This is a genomic window from Streptomyces sp. NPDC047061, assembly GCF_040643955.1.
GTDB lineage: Bacteria > Actinomycetota > Actinomycetes > Streptomycetales > Streptomycetaceae > Streptomyces.
In genome coordinates this window covers 251842-267894 of sequence record NZ_JBEYVI010000007.1, presented here as the reverse complement: position 1 = coordinate 267894, position 16053 = coordinate 251842, and the positions used below count along the sequence as shown (strand labels likewise).

14 protein-coding genes are annotated in these 16053 nt (G+C 72.5%); 6 read left to right on the top strand and 8 right to left on the bottom strand.

Annotated elements, in window-relative coordinates; translation table 11 throughout:
• Positions 1 to 84 precede the first annotated feature (84 nt).
• The 3 genes from ABZ887_RS14585 to ABZ887_RS14575 form a co-directional block, all read right to left on the bottom strand.
• On the bottom strand, positions 85 to 507 hold the full coding sequence (locus ABZ887_RS14585; protein WP_361288013.1) for a hypothetical protein: 423 nt from the start codon (positions 505 to 507) through the stop codon (positions 85 to 87).
• A gap of 133 nt (positions 508 to 640) precedes the next feature.
• On the bottom strand, positions 641 to 2038 hold the full coding sequence (lpdA, locus tag ABZ887_RS14580) for a dihydrolipoyl dehydrogenase (protein WP_361288010.1): 1398 nt from the start codon (positions 2036 to 2038) through the stop codon (positions 641 to 643).
• Positions 2039 to 2104: 66 nt separating this feature from the next.
• Positions 2105 to 2803 (bottom strand): SDR family oxidoreductase, encoded by a 699-nt coding sequence (locus ABZ887_RS14575; RefSeq protein WP_361288007.1) that lies wholly within the window; start codon positions 2801 to 2803, stop codon positions 2105 to 2107.
• 178 nt (positions 2804 to 2981) lie between these two features.
• On the opposite strand from ABZ887_RS14575, the gene ABZ887_RS14570 reads away from it, so the two are divergent.
• The 3 genes from ABZ887_RS14570 to ABZ887_RS14560 all read left to right on the top strand — a co-directional run bounded on the left by ABZ887_RS14570 (position 2982) and on the right by ABZ887_RS14560 (position 5150).
• Complete coding sequence (locus ABZ887_RS14570; RefSeq protein ID WP_089104936.1) at positions 2982 to 3482, top strand: helix-turn-helix domain-containing protein; 501 nt, start codon at positions 2982 to 2984, stop codon at positions 3480 to 3482.
• A 112-nt stretch (positions 3483 to 3594) separates the two neighbouring features.
• Positions 3595 to 4101: an SRPBCC family protein gene (locus tag ABZ887_RS14565; protein ID WP_361288003.1), complete on the top strand. Its 507-nt coding sequence runs from the start codon at positions 3595 to 3597 to the stop codon at positions 4099 to 4101.
• The gene (locus tag ABZ887_RS14560; RefSeq protein WP_361288000.1) at positions 4101 to 5150 is read left to right on the top strand and encodes an LLM class flavin-dependent oxidoreductase; all 1050 of its coding nucleotides are present in this window, start codon (positions 4101 to 4103) and stop codon (positions 5148 to 5150) included. The genes ABZ887_RS14565 and ABZ887_RS14560 overlap by 1 nt, the downstream gene beginning before the upstream one ends.
• A gap of 33 nt (positions 5151 to 5183) precedes the next feature.
• Here the strand turns inward: ABZ887_RS14560 and ABZ887_RS14555 are convergent, their stop codons facing one another.
• Together ABZ887_RS14555 and ABZ887_RS14550 are read right to left on the bottom strand one after the other, a co-directional pair.
• On the bottom strand, positions 5184 to 5471 hold the full coding sequence (locus ABZ887_RS14555; RefSeq protein ID WP_361287997.1) for a hypothetical protein: 288 nt from the start codon (positions 5469 to 5471) through the stop codon (positions 5184 to 5186).
• Between the two features lie 134 nt (positions 5472 to 5605).
• Positions 5606 to 8359, bottom strand: a complete 2754-nt coding sequence (locus ABZ887_RS14550; RefSeq protein WP_361287994.1) for an AAA family ATPase — start codon at positions 8357 to 8359, stop codon at positions 5606 to 5608.
• 328 nt (positions 8360 to 8687) lie between these two features.
• Between ABZ887_RS14550 and ABZ887_RS14545 the strand changes: the two genes are divergently transcribed.
• The gene (locus ABZ887_RS14545) at positions 8688 to 9662 is read left to right on the top strand and encodes an alpha/beta hydrolase (protein ID WP_361287991.1); all 975 of its coding nucleotides are present in this window, start codon (positions 8688 to 8690) and stop codon (positions 9660 to 9662) included.
• 114 nt (positions 9663 to 9776) lie between these two features.
• Here the strand turns inward: ABZ887_RS14545 and ABZ887_RS14540 are convergent, their stop codons facing one another.
• Positions 9777 to 9947, bottom strand: a complete 171-nt coding sequence (locus tag ABZ887_RS14540; protein ID WP_361288057.1) for a hypothetical protein — start codon at positions 9945 to 9947, stop codon at positions 9777 to 9779.
• Positions 9886 to 11118 (bottom strand): DUF3500 domain-containing protein, encoded by a 1233-nt coding sequence (locus ABZ887_RS14535; protein WP_361287989.1) that lies wholly within the window; start codon positions 11116 to 11118, stop codon positions 9886 to 9888. The genes ABZ887_RS14540 and ABZ887_RS14535 overlap by 62 nt, the downstream gene beginning before the upstream one ends.
• Before the next feature lie 660 nt (positions 11119 to 11778).
• Between ABZ887_RS14535 and ABZ887_RS14530 the strand changes: the two genes are divergently transcribed.
• Positions 11779 to 12549, top strand: coding sequence for a polysaccharide deacetylase family protein (locus ABZ887_RS14530; protein WP_361287986.1), 771 nt, complete (start codon positions 11779 to 11781; stop codon positions 12547 to 12549).
• A gap of 157 nt (positions 12550 to 12706) precedes the next feature.
• Positions 12707 to 15004: an FUSC family protein gene (locus ABZ887_RS14525; protein ID WP_361287983.1), complete on the top strand. Its 2298-nt coding sequence runs from the start codon at positions 12707 to 12709 to the stop codon at positions 15002 to 15004.
• Positions 15005 to 15084: 80 nt separating this feature from the next.
• On the opposite strand, the gene ABZ887_RS14520 is transcribed toward ABZ887_RS14525, so the two are convergent.
• The gene (locus tag ABZ887_RS14520; protein WP_361287980.1) at positions 15085 to 15972 is read right to left on the bottom strand and encodes a helix-turn-helix domain-containing protein; all 888 of its coding nucleotides are present in this window, start codon (positions 15970 to 15972) and stop codon (positions 15085 to 15087) included.
• Positions 15973 to 16053: the final 81 nt, after the last annotated feature.

Genomic DNA, 16053 nt, shown 5'->3' with positions numbered 1-16053 from the left:
TTATCCCTACACCCCCGGGGGCCCCCGGCTGGTGCTGGGGGGGGCCCGGGGCCGTCGTACGACGGCCCGGGCCCACCCGGAGTGTCAGGCCTTGCCCAGCAGCTCGCGTACGTGCTGGACGATTTCCTCGTTGGTGTAGGCGTGCCCCCCGATGCCCCAGCCGCCCGGAACGGCCTCGGTCAGGGCGACCCAGGTGCGCTCGGCGAGGGAGGGGTCGCCCGCGGCGGCGGCCACCAGTTCCGACAGCTCCTTCACCAGGCCGAGCTGCTGTTCCCGGTCGAGCGCGCCCGCGTTGGTGGTGACGGTGACCCGCACGTGGTCGTTGCCGCCGCCCGCGGTGGAGAACCCGTCGGCGTCCAGCTCGTGGACGAACGCGGCGGTGTTGTCCGAGAAGAACGGGATGGCCGGCACCTTCTCCCAGCGCATGATCGCCTGGGCGAGATCCTGCGCGAGGGCCTTGCGGTCCTTGATGAGCCCCTTGGCGGCGTACACGTCGATCATGGGCATGCGATGGATCCTCGCTTTGTCTCGCGTCGAACTCTTCCCGCCGATCGTGTCCGGCACGGGAGCGCGCGAGATCCCGTGATGTGCGTAGTCCGGGCACCGGGGACGCGTAGGCCCGGGGTGCCGGGGCGGCCCGTCAGAGGTTGATCATGTGTCCGGCGAGCCCGTGCAGGGCGTCCTGGACCGCCTCGCTCAGCGTCGGGTGGGCATGCACGTTCCGGGCGAGCTCGTGCACCGTGAGGTCCCATTTCTGGGCGAGCGTCAGCTCGGGCAGGAGCTCCGTCACGTCCGGTCCGATCAGGTGGCCGCCGATCAGTTCGCCGTACCGGGCGTCGCTCACGAGTTTCACGAACCCGACCGTGTCACCGAGGCCGTGCGCCTTGGCGTTGGCCGTGAAGGGGAACTTCGCCACCCGCACGTCGAAGGCCTGGGCGCGGGCCTCGGCCTCGGTCCAGCCGAAGCTGGCGATCTGGGGCTGGCAGAACGTGGCACGCGGGATCATGCGGTAGTCCAGCTCCATGGTCTCCGCGCCGGCGATGCTCTCCGCGGCGACGATGCCCATCGCCTCGGCGGTGTGCGCGAGCATCAGCTTCGCCGTGACGTCGCCGATGGCGAAGATGTGCGGCTGGCTGGTGCGGCAGTACCCGTCGACGTCGATCGCGCCGCGCTCGGTGAGCCGTACCCCGGTGCTGTTCAGGCCGTAGCCGGCCGTGCGCGGCTGGAAGCCGGTGGCCTGCAGGACCTTCTCCGCCTCCAGGACCTGCTCCGAGTCGCCGGACCTGACCGTCACGCGGACGTTGTCCGCCGTCTCCTCGATGGACCGCACCGCGGTGGAGGTCAGGACCCGGATGCCCTGCCGCTTGAAGCGCCTGGTCAGCTCGGCGGAGACCTCCTCGTCCTCCAGCGGGGCGATCCGGTCCAGGAACTCCACCAGCGTGACCTCGACGCCGTACGACCGCAGCAGATAGGCGAACTCGACGCCGATGGCCCCGGCACCCGCGATGACGATGCTCGCCGGAAGGCTGTCGGAGAGGATCTGCTCCTCGTAGGTGACGACGCGCCTGCCCAGCGAGGTACCGGGCAGCAGCTTCACGGTCGAGCCGGTCGCGATGATGCAGGAGCGGAAGGAGAGCGTCGTCTCGCCGTCCTTCAGGCGCACCTGCAGGGTGTGGGGGTCGAGGAAGGTGCCCTGCCCCTCGAACTGCTCGATCTTGTTCTTGCGCATGAGGTAGCCGACGCCCTTGACGCGCCCGTCGGCCACCACCCGGCTGCGCTCGTAGGCGGCGCGGTAGTCCAGGCCCACCTCTCCGCTGATCTTCACGCCGAACTTCTCCGCGTCGTGCAGGATCAGCTGGGCGACCTCGGCGTTGCGCAGCAGCGCCTTCGCCGGGATGCAGCCGATGTTCAGACAGACGCCACCCCAGAAGCGGCCTTCCACGATGGCCGTGCGCAGGCCCAGCTGGGCGGCGCGGATCGCGGCCACGTAGCCGCCCGGCCCGGCTCCCAGGACGACGACGTCGAAGTCGGTCTGCATGGCTCCACCTCACCGTTGTGTCGAGTCGATCTGCTGACTCCACGGTCGCACGATCAGGTCGCGTGATCAGCCGGTCGGGTAGAGGAGATCGAGCGGGCCGGACAGCGCGGCGCGTACCCGGCGGGCCGTCTCGTCGACCAGGACCTCGGGCTCGTCGCGGGCGATCGCGTCCATGGTCTGCGCGGCCACCTCGGCAGCGTCCGTCTTCGGCTCGTCGAGCCCCGCGGTGGCGTCGGTGTCCACCCAGCCGACGTGCACGCCGACGACCAGCGTCCCCTGCTCCCGCAGGGCGACCCGCAGCGCGTTGGTCACCGACCACTGCGCCGCCTTCGACGCGGCGTAGCTGGGGAACCGCTTGGTCGAGCGCCACGACGCCACGGACAGCATGTTCACCAGGGCGCCGCCCCCGTTGGCGGCGAGCACCGGTGCGAAGGCCCGCGAGACGGCCCAGGTGCCCAGGTAGTTCACCTCCAGCTCCTGCCGGGCGCCGTCCAGGGAGCCCTCCAGCAGGGGCGGCCCGGCCTGGATGCCCGCGTTGTTGATCACGATGGTCGCGTCGGACGCGGTCCGCGCGGCGGCCTCGACCTGCCCGGGGTCGGTGACGTCGAGGCGGAGCGGTTCGAGACCCGGCCCGGTGAGGTCCTCCGGCCTGCGTACGCCCGCGTACACCTTGGCCGCGCCCCGGGCCAGCAGGGCACGGCAGAACGCCGTCCCGATGCCCCGGTTCGCCCCGGTCACCAGCGCGACGGATCCCTCGATCTTCATGGTCGGACACCTCGATCCACGGTTCACGGCCGCCCGGCGGGCGGCGCGGCCCCCGCTTCATGCTGCGGCCTGCGCGGGCCGCGCACATCCCGTGGGGTTCGTGGTGCGGGCGGTCCGGTGACTACGAGCCCGGGGAGAAGCTGCTGGGTTTCATCATGAGACTCGCTATCGTGGAGGCATGAAACGGACCTCGTTCGCCAAGTGGCCGTGCTCCATCGCACGGACCGTCGATCTGCTGGGTGACCACTGGACGCCGCTGGTGGTGCGGGAGGCGTTCTACGGGATCCGCCGCTTCGACGAGTTCCAGCAGGAACTGGGCATCGCCCGCAACACGTTGACCGACCGGCTGCGCCACCTGGTGGACGAGCGGATCCTGGAGAAGCGGCTGTACGAGGCCGAGCCGCCGCGCTACGACTACGTCCTCACGGAGAAGGGGCGGGACCTCTTCGCGGTGCTGGCCGCGATGTCCGCGTGGGGCGACCGGTGGCTGGCCGGGGAGCGGGGCGTGCCCGTGGTCTTCCACCACGAGGCCTGCGACCACGACACGACCGCCGAGGTCGTCTGCTCCCAGTGCCGTACGCCGCTGCGGTCGGAAGAGACCTCGATGCGGATGGGGCCCGGGTATCCCGAGCGGCTCAGGCAGCGGCCGGACATCCGCCGGCGGTTCGGCACCGACTGACCACCACCCGGGCGCCGCGCGCGCACCACCTCTCGACAGGGCTCTTGACATGGAGAGTCTCATCTAGCAACTCTTGAGGTCGGAACGCTGGACGGCAAGGAGGCCGACGGTCTTGGAGTGGACGGGCGCGCGCTACGCGGACAAACCCACGATCGAGGTGCGGACCTGGATCGACGCCCCACCGGCCACGGTGTGGGCCCTGGTCAGCGACATCGAGCTGATGCCGGACATGAGCAAGGAGCTCGTCTCCGTCACCTGGCTGGACGGGGCCGCCGCTCCGGCGGTGGGGGCCCGGTTCGTCGGCCGCAGTGAGCACGAGGCGCTCGGGAAGTGGGAGACCACCTCCCATGTGATCGAGTGCGAGCCGGAGTCGGTGTTCGCCTGGGCGGTGCAGGATCCCGCCGACCCCTCCGCGGTCTGGCGGTTCCGGCTCGGCCCGAAGGACGGCGGGACCGAACTGTCGCAGTGGATGCAGCTGGGGCCGGGGCGTTCCGGGCTGTCCCTCGCCATCGACCGGATGCCCGACAAGGAGCAGAAGATCGTGTTCGTACGGCTGCGGGAGTTCGAGCGTGGCATCACCGCCACCCTCGCGCAGATCAAGAAGCGGGCGGAGGCGTGATGCGGACGGCGACCACGATCGAGGCCTCGGGCGGCGCACACTGGTCCCAGCAGGGCGACTTCGTCGTCGAGGCCGAGAAGCTGGGCCTGGACGTCTGCTGGGTCGCCGAGGCCTGGGGTTCCGACGCGCCCTCCGCGCTCGGCTACTACGCGGCGCTCACCGACCGGATGCTGCTCGGCTCCGGCGTCATGCAGCTCGGCACCCGGACCCCGACGGCCGTGGCCCAGACGGCCATCACCCTCTCCAACCTGTCCGGCGGGCGCTTCCTGCTCGGCCTCGGCGCCTCCGGCCCGCAGGTGATCGAAGGGCTGCACGGCGTCTCCTTCGCCCGGCCGCTGCGGCGCATGCGCGAGACGGTGGAGATCGTACGGCGGGTGGTCGACGGCGGCCGGCTCTCGTACTCCGGCGCGGAGTTCACCCTGCCGCTGCCGGGCGGCGAGGCCGTCCCGATGCGGCTGTCGATGCGCGCCGAGCACGAGATCCCCGTCTACCTCGCCGCGCTCTCCCCCGCCATGCTCCGGCTGACCGGCGAGGCCGCCGACGGCTGGCTGGGCACCAGCTTCGTGCCCGAGGGCGCCGCCGACGCCTACTTCGCGCACCTCGACGAGGGCCTGGCCCGCAGCGGCCGTACCCGTGCGGACCTGGACGTCTGCCAGGGCGCGGAGGTCGCCTTCGCCGCCGACGAGGAGGCGCTCGGCGCGATGGTCGCCGGACGCAGGAAGGAACTGGCCTTCAGCCTCGGCGGAATGGGCTCGGCGTCCACCAACTTCTACAACGGCGCCTACAGCCGACAGGGCTGGGCCGAAGTCGCCGCCGAGGTGCGCGAACGCTGGCAGGCCGGCGACCGGGACGGTGCGGCCGCTCTGGTCACCGAGGAGATGGTGCTCGGTACGACGCTGATCGGCACCGAGGCCATGGTGCGCGAGCGCCTCGCGGTCTGGCGCGGCGCCGGCGTCGACACCGTCCGCCTCTACCCGGGCGGCGACACCCTGGAGGACCGGCTCACCACGCTGGGGCGGGCGATCGAGCTGGTCCGGGAGGTCGGCTGAGAAGTCCGGGGCATGTCGGCTGATAAGTCCAGGTCACTTGAGGGCGGCGGTCCGAGCCGGCTCCTGCTCCTGCTCGCGCTGCTCGTTCCAGAGGTCGGCAAGCTCGCCGAGTGCGCTGTTGATGCGGCCCAGTTCCCAGAACAGGTAGCCACCGGCCAGGGCGAACGGGATCCACTCACCCCAGTGGAAGAGGAGAACAGGCATGTACAGCAGGCCGACCAGGACAAGGAACTTGACGAGGACCTCGGCCGCGTAGGCCTGTCTGCGGGCGACGACGGCCTGCGCTCCTCGTCCGTGGCTCCACTGGAGGCGCGATTTCATGACTGCTCCCTCGAACAGGCCGCCACCGGCGGACAGTTGACAGTTTCGAGGTGGGTACGGCCCGGAGCCAGCCCCGCCCGAGGACTTCGACATATCTCCATATGATCACCGCGAACGGTGGCCTGGATTCCGGACTACGCCGAGGTGAGCCGGTCGCGGTGGGCGGCGAGCTCCCGGCGGGAGTGGACGTCGAGTTTCCGGAACACCTTGCGCAGGTGGTAGTCGACGGTGTGCACGCTGAGGAAGAGCTGGGCGGCGATCTCCCCGTTGGTGGCGCCGCCCGCGGCGAGCCGGGCGACCCGGGCCTCCTGCGGGGTGAGTCCGCCGCCGCTCGGTGCCTGCGCACCGGCGGGGAGGGAGTCGCCGGCCGCGGAGAGTTCCTGTGCCGTCCTGGCGGCGAAGCCCTGGGCGCCCATGGCGTCGAAGAGCTCGTGGGCGGTGCGCAGTTCGTGCCGGGCGTCCCCGGTCCGGCGCTCCCGGCGCAGCCATTCGCCGTAGAGCTGGTGGCTGCGGGCCCGGCGCAGGGGACCGCGGACCTCCTCGTGGTGCCGGATGGCCTGGACGTACAGCTTCTCGGCCGACGACGGGTCTGCGGTGGTCAGGGCCCGGGCGCGGGCGAGGTCGCCGAGCAGACCCGGAACGGGGGTGCGCCCGGCGAGCCGGGTCAGGAGTTCAAGCAGGCCCAGCGCCTCGTCCTGGCGGCCGCTGCGGGTCGCCGCCTCGACCATGTCGACGAGGGCGAACTTCGCCTGGCAGAGTTCCCCGATCTGGCCGGCGAGGCTCAGGTACGCCTCCTCGTACCGGCTCCGGCTCAGTTCGACCACGCACCGGGCGTAGTCGAGGAAGACAAGCTGGTAGCCCTGTCCGGTGCGGGCGGCGTGCTCGCGCACCGCCTCGGCCAGCGTGTGGGCCTCCTCGAACCGGCCGCGCCAGGCGGCGATCAGCAGGGCGCCGAGATACAGCTGGGAGCCGCGGGCCTCCTCCAGCGCCGCCCGCTGGTCGAAGAGGCGCTCGGACTCGTCGAGACGGCCGGCGATCAGCTCCCAGACAGCGGTGTGGCTGAGGGCGAGGGCCATCGGGATGGCCGCGCCCTGCCGCCGGGCCTCGGCGTGCAGCCGCCAGGCGAGTGCGTGCAGGGTGACGTCGTCGCCGAGGAGGGTGGCGTGCGAGCAGGCCGCGGCCAGCAGCTGGAACAGCTCCGGAGCGGTCGACTCCTCGTCCCGTACCGCCGCCAGGGCCTGCCGGAGCAGGGGGCTCGCACCGGCCAGCCCTTCGAGGTGTACGGCGGTGTCGGCCTCCAGCACCGCGTCGCCCGTGGTGGTCCGCGTCCCGGCGGGCAGCGGCAGCGAGCGGACCGTCTCGGCGACGCTGCGGCGCGTCGCCCCCTGGGGTGCCAGTGAGCCGCTGATCTGCGCCTGGACGAGCGCCTCCACGAGGATGTCGCGGGCGAGCCGGATGTCGACCGGGCCCAGTTCCCGGGCCGCGGTCAGCAGGGCGTACGTCGCTGCCGCCGGTGCGCCGGTGAGCCGGTGGATCCGTGCCTGGACGCGCTGGACCAGGCCGTTGTACCGCCGGTCGTCGCGGTAGGCGGCCGCTTCGTCGAGCAGCGCCTGTGCCCGGCCCGGGGAGCCGGCGACGGCACTCGCCTCGGCCGCCGCGAGGAGGCGACGGGCCCGGGCGGGTGGGTCGGGGGTCAGGGCGGCGGAGCGGGCCAGCAGCGAGGAACTGCCGGTCCAGTCACCGCGGTCGCGGGTGCGGGCGGCGGCGCGGTCGAGTTCCGCCGCGACGTCGTCGTCGGGATCGGTGGCGGCCGCCGCGAGGTGCCAGGCGCGCAGGTCGACCTCGCCGAGATCCGCCGCGACCTCGGCGAGAACGGCGTGCACCCTGGCCCGTCGGGCGAGAGGGGCGCCGTAGTAGACGGCCGAACGGATCAGCGGGTGACGGAATCTGACGGTCTCCCGGATGGAGAGGAGGTTGTGCTCCTCGGCCGCCGCGGCGGCGTCGGCGTCGAAGCCGAGCTCCGGGCCGGCCCGCCACAGCACGTTCGGGTCGCTGGTCGGGTCGGCGGCCGAGGTGAGCAGGAGGAGGCGGGTCTGCGGGGGCAGGGCCAGCACCTCGCGCAGGTAGACGCGTTCCAGGGCGCGGCCGAGCGGGATCGGTTCGGGCAGCGGTGTCTCGCCGCTGAGCTGGTCGGCGCTCAGTTCCCGGGCCGCCTCGATGAGCGCGAGGGGGTTGCCGCCGGTCAAGGCGATGACCCGGTCGCGAACACCGGGGTCGAGGGTCCCGGGGACCACCGACTCCAGCAGCATTGCGGCCGCGTCCGCGGCCAGGCCGGTCACGGCCAGTTCGGGGAGTCCGGCCAGATGGTCGACCCGGTCGGGGTGGGTGCGGGCGGCGAAGACCATGGTGATCGCGTCGGCGTGCAGGCGCCGGGCCACGAAAGCGAGCACCGCGGCGGACTCCTCGTCCAGCCAGTGGGCGTCGTCCACCAGGCACAGCAGGGGCCGGTCGTCGGCGCGGGCGTCGAGCAGCCCCAGCGACGCGAGGGCGACCAGGAAACGGTCGGGCGGGCTGGTCCGCTCCTCGAGCCCGAAGACCTGGCCCAGGGCGGCGCGTTGCGGGTCGGGCAGCTTGGGCAGCTGGGACAGGTGCGGCCTGAGCAGCTGGTGCAGGGCGGCGAGGCCCAGTTCGGCCTCGGACTCCACGGCGTCGAAGCGCATGATCTCGAAGTCGGCGGCCGCGCCCGCCTGGAGGTGGTCGAGGAGGGTGCTCTTGCCGCTCCCGGGCCCGCCCCTGAGGACCAGGACGCCGCTCATCCCGCGCCGGGCGTCGTCGAGCGCCGCCGTCAGCCGGCCACGTTCCTCGTCCCGCCCGAACAGCTCGTCCAATGGTCAACCCCGGGATGCTCGAAAGGGGCGGCTTCCGCTGCTCTCTGCCACGCGATGGGTCCAGTCACCGGATCCGTGTGGCCCATACTGGCCAGCGCCCGGCCCCTTTGTCCAGTTGCCCCCACGGCCCGTAGCGCGGGGGCTACGGTACGGCGCCGGTCACGTGATGCCGCCTTCGCGGTCCGGTGCCAGGCTGGAAGGCGATGTCGCCCGCCCGGCCTCGCCGCCGGCGCACCAGCGGTGCCCCGCCCATCGGGTGGTGACCTGCGCAGACGCGCGGCCGGCCGCACCCCACCGCCGCGGCATCGGCACTTCCTGGAGGTTCGTCATGAAGAATCTGCCCCCGCCGCCCACCCCCTACCTGGAGCCCGCGGCCCGCGAACTCGCCGACGCCACCGCAGCCCACCCGCGGATCTACGAGGTCCCGCCCCCGCAGGGGCGGGACATCCTCGCCGGTCTGCAGACGGGCGAGGGGGTGGCCAAACCGCCCGCCGACGAGAGCTGGATCGACGTCGACGCGGGCGAGTGGGGCACCGTACGCGCCCATGTCATCAAGCCCGAGGGCATCAACGGGGCGCTCCCGGTGATCTTCTACATCCACGGCGCCGGATGGGTCTTCGGTGACGAGAACACCCACGACCGTCTCGTCCGGGAGCTGGCCGCCGGGGCGCAGGCGGCAGTCGTGTTCCCGGTGTACGACCGGGCGCCCGATGCCAAGTACCCGACCCAGATCGAGCAGAACTACGCCGTCGCCCGGTGGGTCGTGGCGCACGGCGCCGAGTACGGCCTCGACCCGTCCCGGATGGTCGTCTGCGGCGACTCCGTCGGCGGCAACATGTCGGCGGTGCTCGCCCAGATGGCCAAGGACCGCGGCGACATCGACCTCGCCGCGCAGATCCTGCTCTACCCGGTCACGAACGCCGACTTCGACACGCCGTCCTACCAGCAGTTCGCCGACGGCTACTACCTCACCCGGGACGGCATGATCTGGTTCTGGGACCAGTACACGACCGACGAGGCACAGCGCCACGAGCGCTACGCGGCCCCGCTGCAGGCCTCCGTCGAGGATCTCAGGGGGCTGCCGCCGGCCCTGGTGATCACCGACGAGGCCGATGTGCTGCGCGACGAGGGCGAGGCCTACGCGTCCCAGCTGCGGGAGGCCGACGTCCCGGTCACCGCGGTGCGGGTCCAGGGCATGGTGCACGACTTCATGATGCTCGACAGCCTGCGCGACACGAACGCCACGAACGTCGCACGGCACCTCGCGGTCGACTCCATCAGGGAGGCCCTGCACAGCAGTTGAGGCCCTGCACACCGGTTGAGGTTCGGCTGCCCGGGACCGGCGGGCCCGGCCACGGGCCCGCCGGGCCCGCTCCGGGTCACGGCGGAACCGGAGCGGGCCCTTCGAGCGCGTGCCTCAGTGGTGGTGCGGTGACGTCAGATAGTGCCGGCGGAGCAGTTCCCGGCCGTAGTCGTTGCCGTTGGGGGTGCGGATGACGGAGTGGACGTGCAGCTGGGTGGGTCCGTCACCGCGGGTCTTGCCGTACGCGCCGCCGAGCGGCCCCGCCGCCTGGCAGTCGACCTCGATCCAGACGACCGGACTGTGGACGCGCAGGTAGAAGGGGGTCGTCGGCGCCGGTGCCGCCCATCCAGGCCGCGTAGGTGTCCGCGAGGTGGCTGCGGATCTCGGCCATCCGCACCTTCGCCACGTCGGCCTTGGCCCGGTCCACGAACGCCTCGGCGACCGCGAGGAGCTTGCGCTGCTGGGCCGGGGTGAGTTCGGTGGCACGGATGCCCGCGTAGGCGACGACCGCGTTGTCGGCGAAGGCGCCCGCCTTCATGTCCTCGTTCGCCTTCGTGGCCTTGATGATCGCGGTCGCCTGCTGGGCCTCGGTGAGCGACTGGATGAACGCCAGGCTCGCCTGGACCTCCTCCTGGCAGACCGAGACGGTCTCGCCGTCGATCTCCATCCTCGTCGGCTCCGAACCCCAGAAGCAGGGGCTCATCACGACCTGGTCGCCGAGCACGAAGTAGTTGACGACCAGGTGGTGGCCGTCGAACTGGAAGCCCCAGGGCTCGGTGGCCGAGGGCGTGCCCATCACGGTCCAGTAGAAGAGCTCGTCGTTGAAGACGTCGGCCTTGCCGAGCATGACGCCGGCCGCGTTGTTGAGGCGGCGGATCTTCTCGGTGGTCTCCAGGCCGTCGGCGCTCAGTGCCGCCGTCATCAGGGCGGAGCCCAGTGCGTTCTGCTCGTCCGTCAGGTCGGCCAGCGACACGCCCTGCCGCTTGAACTCCCCCGGGTCGAGGTTGCTCCAGGTCCGCCACTCGGTGGAGCGCAGCGAGAACTGCGTCTTCGCCTTCTGGGCGTCGGTGAGCCCGGCCAGGAACGCCTGGGCGGCCGCGACGACGGGTGCGGTGTCGACGCCCTCGGAGTGGAGCGTGAAGAGGTCGTCGATCTGTCTGCCGTCGGTGGTCAGGCGGTAGAAGTCCTCGGTGATGGTCTGCGTGGCGAGGACGCCGCCGCCTCCGCCCCCGCGGGTGGGGCTCGCGCTGGGGGACGGGCTCGCGCTGTAGTCGGCCGCGGCCGAGGGGGTGTCGGTCGAGCCGTCGGTGGCGAACGCCACCGCGCCGGCTCCGCCCATCGCGGCGAACGCGGTGGCACCGCCGGCCAGGAAGACCCTGCGCGTGAAGCCACGACGGTCCGCTTCCGCCGACCGGACCTCCGCCGCGTTTCCCTCTTGTGCCGTGCTTTCACCCATGCCGGTTTCGGACACCAGGATGCACCTCGCACTTCTCGAGTCCTCGGGTTTTCTGGTCAGCGGCTGCCCGATGACTATCACCGAGAAGGATGAGAAGTCTGTGAAAGCGCTCTCATGTCGATTTCCAGGGCATCGAAAGTCGGCCACCAGCGGAATTAAGCCACGGCCGAACGGTGCCGATTTCACTAAAGGAAACCCTTACCGTCACTTTGCGAAAACCGCCCGGCCGAATCCGACATGACGCACGATACGGCACCGTTCGCGGCCGCCTCCTGCCGGTTTCCGGTCCTTTCTCTGAATTACCTCAGAGTTTCAGGGACGGCCCGCACTCCGGCCCAGTGGATCCCTGTTTCCGTGATCGCGGTGAACGGATCAGCCGGCTCCGGGAGGCCGACGTCCCGGATGCCGTGGCGCCGACGGGCGGCTGGCGAACCGCGCATCCCCCTGTACGACTCCTGACCACCTGGTCGTGGGCGGTCGGCACGAAGTGGCGTGAGCGCCAACACCGATCGGCGCTCCCCGCGTTAGAGGTCTCGTGGGGAGCCTGTCGCAGAACCCTCGCGGAATTGTCCGTGATCGGTAACGGAGGGATCCGGTGCCCGCCGTCCTCCGTCCTGACGGGTGCACGGGGTGGACCGGACGACAAGGAACGGGGCGGACATGGCGCGGCACGGCGGACGGGGATGGTACGGCCAGGTGGCCGCGGCGGCGCTCGGGGTCACGGCCGTGACCGTGGCCGCCTCGCTGTGGACCGCGCAGGCCGGTCCCGTCGACAGGCATGCGGAGGCCGGGACTTCGGCGCACCGTGCGGCGCCGAAGGCGGCCCCGGTGTCGATGGGGATCGCGCACGCCTCGGACCGGGGCGCCAGGGGCGTGAACATCACGATCGACGACGGGCCGGACCCGGTCTGGACCCCCGAGGTGCTCCGGGTGCTGAAGGAATACGGCGTGAAGGCCACGTTCTGCATGATCGGACCGCAGGCGAAGGCGCACCCGGACCTGGTCAGGGCGGTGGTGGCGGCCGGGCACCGGCTGTGCGACCACACGGTCTCCCACGACGTGACCATGGACACCAAGTCCGAGGCCTACCAGTCCCAGCAGATCCTCGACGCCGAGCGCATGATCACCGAGGCGTCCGGGGGTGTACGGCCGCTCTACTACCGTGCCCCGGGCGGCGCCTTCACCCCGTACAGCCGCAAGCTCGCCGCCTCCCACGGCATGCGCCCGCTGGGCTGGAACGTCGACTCGAAGGACTTCGAACGCCCCGGCACGACCGCCATCGTCGCCACCGTCGAGGAGGAGATGCCCAACGGGCCGACCATCCTCTTCCACGACGCCGGCGGCGACCGCTCCGAGACGGTCGCCGCTCTGCGCGAGGTGCTGCCGTGGCTGAAGGAGCAGGGGTACTCGTTCGGCTTCCCGGTGCGCTGAGCGGACCGGTTCCCGGTGCGCTGAGCCGGCCGGCGGGATCCTCCGGCCGTCGTGCCGTCCCGGCAAATGTTGCGGGCGGGGCGGTGGTGGCCGCATATGGGTGGTGTGGGCGGCACGGCAGCGGGGCCGGCTGCTCCACGGCCGGCGGGAGGTGGACATGTCGGGGCGGGCGCCACGCTGGGTGACGTGGTTGCGCGGCAAGGACCCGGATCTCGCGGCGACCCGGCGGGCCGGGCGTACGGCGCTGGTGATGCCCGCCCTGTTCGCGCTGTGCACCGAGGTGCTGCACTCGCCGGCGATGGCGAGTTACGCCGCGTTCGGCTCGTTCTCGATGCTGCTGCTGGTGGACTACTCCGGGCCGATGGTGGAGCGGCTGCGGGCGCAGGCGTCGCTCGGGGTGGCGTGGCTGGTGCTGATCTGTGCCGGGACGCTGGCGGGGCGGGACCTCCGGCTCGCCGTGGCGGCCACGGTCGTGATCGGGTTCGTGGTCCTCTTCGCGGGCGTGGTCAGCTCGGTGCTGGCCGGCAGCTCGACGGCGCTCCTGCTGGCCTTCGTCCTGCCGGTCAGCGCCCCGGTGGCACTGTCGCAGCTGCCCGCGCGACTCGCCGGGGCGGGCCTGGCGGCGGCGGTGGCACTGCCGGCCGTCGCCCTGCTGTGGCCGCGTCCCGTCGCCGATCCGCTCAGCGCCCCGGCGGCGGCCGTGTGCCGTGCCGCCGCCGGGTATCTGCGGATCCGCGCGTCGCTGCCGGGCCCGGACGGGCCGGTGGCGGACGCCGAGCGCTGCCGGGTGGGGGCGGAGCAGACCGCACGGACCGGCGCCGACCTGCGCGGGGTGTTCGACGCCACCACGTTCCGCCCCACCGGTCTGTCCGCGACCTCACGTGCCCTGGTCCGGCTGGTGGACGAGCTGACCTGGCTGTGCGCGGTCCTCGTCGACCGGTCCGAGTACACCGACCAGCCTGCGACCTGCGATCCGGCCGCGTTCACCGTGCGTCGTGCCGCCGCCCACCTCCTGGAGGGGGCCTGCGACCTGCTCACGGACCTGAACGGGGACACCGGTCCGCTGCGGGCCCGCGCGAAGGAGCTGCGGGCGGCCCTGGCCGGGATGGAGCACAGCTCCACGGTCCGGGTGCCCGCCGAGCATCCCGGCGGGAACAGCGCGACGGAGGTCTTCGGGTTCATCGCCACGCTGGACGTGTCCTTCCGTGCCCAGGAGCTCGGCTTCGCCGTCCTGCAGATCGCCGACAACGTCGACGCGGCGGCCACCGCCTGGCAGCGCAGCTGGCCCGAGCGGTTGCTCGGCCGTGAGCCGGGCGCGCTGGCCGCGCCCCTCGCCTCCGCCCGGGAACGGGCCGTCGCGCATCTCAGGCCCGACTCGGTGTGGCTGCACAACAGCCTGCGCGGCGCGGTCGGCCTCGGCATCGCCGTGTTCCTGGCCGGGGTGACCGGCGTGGGGCACTCCTTCTGGGTGCTGCTCGGCACCCTGTCCGTGCTGCGTTCCAACGCGCTCAGCACGGGGCAGAACGCCGTCCGCGCCGTCCTCGGCACGGTCGCCGGGTCCGTGATCGGCGGCGGGCTGCTGCATCTGATCGGGCACCACGGCACCGCGCTGTGGTTCGTGCTCCCCGTGGCCGTGCTGTTCGCCGGGATCGCGCCGGCCGCCGTCTCCTTCGCCGCCGGGCAGGCCGCGTTCACCGTCACGCTCGTGGTGCTCTTCAACATCGGCCACGACCCCAACTGGCACATCGTCCTGCTGCGCATCCAGGACATCGCGCTGGGGTGCCTGGTCAGCGTCCTCGTGGCCGTGTTCTTCTGGCCGCGCGGCGCCCGGGGCGCCGTCCACAAGGCACTCGCCGAGGCGTACGACGACAGTGCCCGGTACCTCGGGGACGCCGTGCACTACGCCCTGGGCCACCGCCACCCCGTCGATCCCGATCCCCAGGGCCGGGTGGCGGCGGCCGCCGCCCGCCGCCTCGACGACGCGTTCCGCAACTACCTCGCCGAACGGGGGGCCAAGCCGCTGTCGCTGTCCTGCGCCAACACCCTCGTCACCGGTGTCGTGGGGCTGCGGCTGGCCGCCGACGCCGTCGTCTCGCTGTGGCAGGGCGAGGACGTGGCCCGTGTCCAGGCCGTCCGGGCCGACGCGCACCGTGCCGTCCTCGGATCGGCGGCCCTGGTCACCGACTGGTACCACGTCTTCGCCGCGAGCCTCGGGAGCCGGTCACCCGTCCCCGACGCCGTTCCGCTCCGGCCCGAGGGGGCCACGCGGCTCGTGGAGTCCGTCCGCACCGAACTCAGCGACGGCCAGGGCCGGGCCACCCCGGTCGCGGTCCGGATCATCTGGACCGACGACCACGTGGACGCCGCCCGCCGCCTCCAGCCCGCCCTGTCCGAGGCGGCCAGGGCACAGGCCAGGAAACGCCACCGCCGGCTGCGGAGGACACCCGCCGGCTGAACACGCCACCGGGCGACACGGGGCGACACCGGACGGCGCCGACCGGACACGGCGCCGGGCGGACCGGCCGGGCACTGCGGCTATCCGCGGAGCTCGGCGCGCCCCGCGGCTCGCAGCGGTGTTCCCGCCAGGTAGGCAGGCGCGGCCCACGCGACGTCGTCGATCGCCAGCCACGGAGCGTGGGAGACCGCTGCCGGCGTCACCCCGGCGAAGGCCCTGACGTCCCGGTGCAGGTGGGACTGGTCGGCGTAGCCGATCTCCGCCGCCACCCGCGCGGCGCCGTGTCCGGCGGCGAGGCGGTGGGCCGCGTGGTCGAACCGGATCAGCTGGGCCGCGCGTTTGGGGGTGAGTCCGGTCTGGGAGCGGAAGCGGGACCACAGTCGCTTACGGCTCCAGCCGATCTCGGCCGCCAGCGGCTCGACCCGGATCCCGCCCAGGTGTGTGACCATCTCCCGCCAGACGAAGGCGACTTCGGGGTCGACGGCACGGCCGGTCGCGTGCCGGCGGACGAGTGCGGCCTCGGCGATCGCGAACCGGTCCGGCCAGGTTCGGGCGGCCCGTACCTGTTCCTGGACGCGCGTGCCGTCGCGGCCCCAGAGGTCGTCGAGGGAGACCACCGCGCCGCCCAGTTCCACGGAGGCGCCGAACACCGCGTGGGCGACGGGCGGTGACAGCCGGATCTGGAGGCACTCGATGGCGCGGCCGTGTCCGCGCAGGCCGTCGGCCGCGAGCCCGGCGACGATGCTGCCCCGGTGCAGTCCGCCGTCGGGGGCGTCCACGCCGAACGGCTGCTCGCCGAGGTCGAAGGCCACCGTGACGGCCGGGTACGGGACCACGCTCATGTCGACGGGATCCCCGGTGCGGGCGCGGAACCCGGCCATGCTGACACCCGGCAGGAGGCCGGGCCGCGCCGGGGTGGCGATGTCCCAGATCTGCGCGGCGCTCTGCGCCGTTCGGGCGGATCGCATGGCGCCAGCGTACGGAACATTCGTCCAATACGGAGCGATGCGGGCGCACCGAGACTGACGGCGTTCCCGTCAACGCCCCGT